Source organism: Fulvivirga lutimaris (assembly GCF_009711525.1).
Classification (GTDB): Bacteria; Bacteroidota; Bacteroidia; order Cytophagales; family Cyclobacteriaceae; genus Fulvivirga; species Fulvivirga lutimaris.
Genome location: NZ_SMLV01000101.1, coordinates 1 through 1,683, shown reverse-complemented (window position 1 = coordinate 1,683; position 1,683 = coordinate 1). Strand labels below are relative to the sequence as shown.

General features: G+C 34.1%; 1 protein-coding gene. It reads left to right on the top strand.

The window, feature by feature from the left end:
- Window positions 1-1,683: DUF3352 domain-containing protein (locus tag E1140_RS21220; protein WP_185153325.1), on the top strand; the 1,683-nt coding region annotated here is incomplete at both ends.

Here is a 1,683-nt window from a genome sequence, read left to right as displayed (position 1 = left end):
GACTTGATAGGTGTTTTCGGTAGTGAAAAATCCGAGTTTATTAAGAACTTAGCGGCTAGTGCCTTTTTGGATGTTACTTTTTCAGATAAGAATATTTTTCTAAATGGATTTACTCTTTCCCCCAAGGGTAAATTTTTGAGCACCTTTGAAAATCAGATTCCAGTACCGGACAACTTTGATTATTTTATACCTTCTGAAGCAAGTATTGTAAGTAAGTTTCTGACCAGTGATCCGGTTCAATGGCATAGTAGCCTTATTGATTTCTGGAAGGTGGGCTATGAGAAGTTTATATTGAAAAGGAGTGATTTTGTTAAATCATACGGTTTAGAAGTTGATAAAATTTACTCATGGGTTAAGGATGGTGTATGTCTCGCTAGCTTTGATAATGACCCTCTCTCTAAGAAGATTCTTTATATTTCAACAAAGGACATCAATGAAGCTTTAAATCAATTGAATGAGTTTTCTGAGAGGGAATCAATAGCTCTTGGAGACTCTGTGTATTCAGAGGAGTATGGAGACTATCAGATTAGGGAAATAAAGGTTGAGGAATTTCCTATGATGATTTTTGGGCCTCAATTTGAAGGCTTTGGTACCACTTACTATATGGCCTTAGATGATAAAATTGTAATTAGTAATACAATAACATCACTCAAAGACCTGCTATATGATATTGAAAATGAGAATACCCTTGGTAGATCAGTAGGGTATAATGAGTTTAAAGAGTCTGGTCTTGAAGAGTCTAATGTAAGTTACTATTTTAATCTACCTCGAATCTTGTCAACTATACAGAGTGGACTGAAAGGAAACTGGATTGAATATATTGATAAAAATAAATCTAAGTTAAAAGCGCTAAAACGCAGCTCAATACAATTTAGTAGAGTTGATCAAAATTACTATACAAGTATGGCTCTTCAATGGGAAGATAATACCGTTGAAGTAAAGAATTCATTATTTAAAACCAGACAGCAATTAACTTTCATCAGCCCAATAATTACAAAGCCATTTGCTGTAAGAAATCATAATAATAACCTTTTGGAAGTCCTTCAGCAGGACTCACTCTATAACTTAAATCTCATTTCTTCTGAAGGTAAAAAACTATGGTCTATTCCTATTTCGGAAAGAATAGTTTCTGAAATCTATCAAATAGATTATTACAAAAACAAAAAGCTGCAATACCTTTTTGCCACAAACAATAAGGTGTATGTGATAGATAGGCTCGGAAATACAGTCGAGCAGTACCCTAAAGCATTTGATTTTACCATTCAAGATTTAACACTTGTGGATTATGATAATTCTAAAAATTACAGATTCATGTTAAATGATGATAGAGGCAATATTTATCTTACAAATAAAGAAGGTAAACTGTTAGAAGGTTGGAATCCACTAGTAGGAGAGGGCAAGCTATCTCAAAGGCCTTTTCACCTTAGGGTTCGGGGTAGAGACTATATGATAGCTCTATTTCAAAATGGAGATTTGTCTATTTACACCAGGAGAGGCGAATTGAATAAAGGATTTCCAGTCAAGCTAGACGGTAGATTTGAATCACAAGTGTTTGTTGAAATGGGAACCGATGACACTAATACCAAAATTCATATTGTTTCCCGAGAAGGTAGGTTGTTTATTGTCAATTTGAGAGGAGAAATATTAAGTACAGAACAGCTTTATAAGCAAACCAAAGAGGCA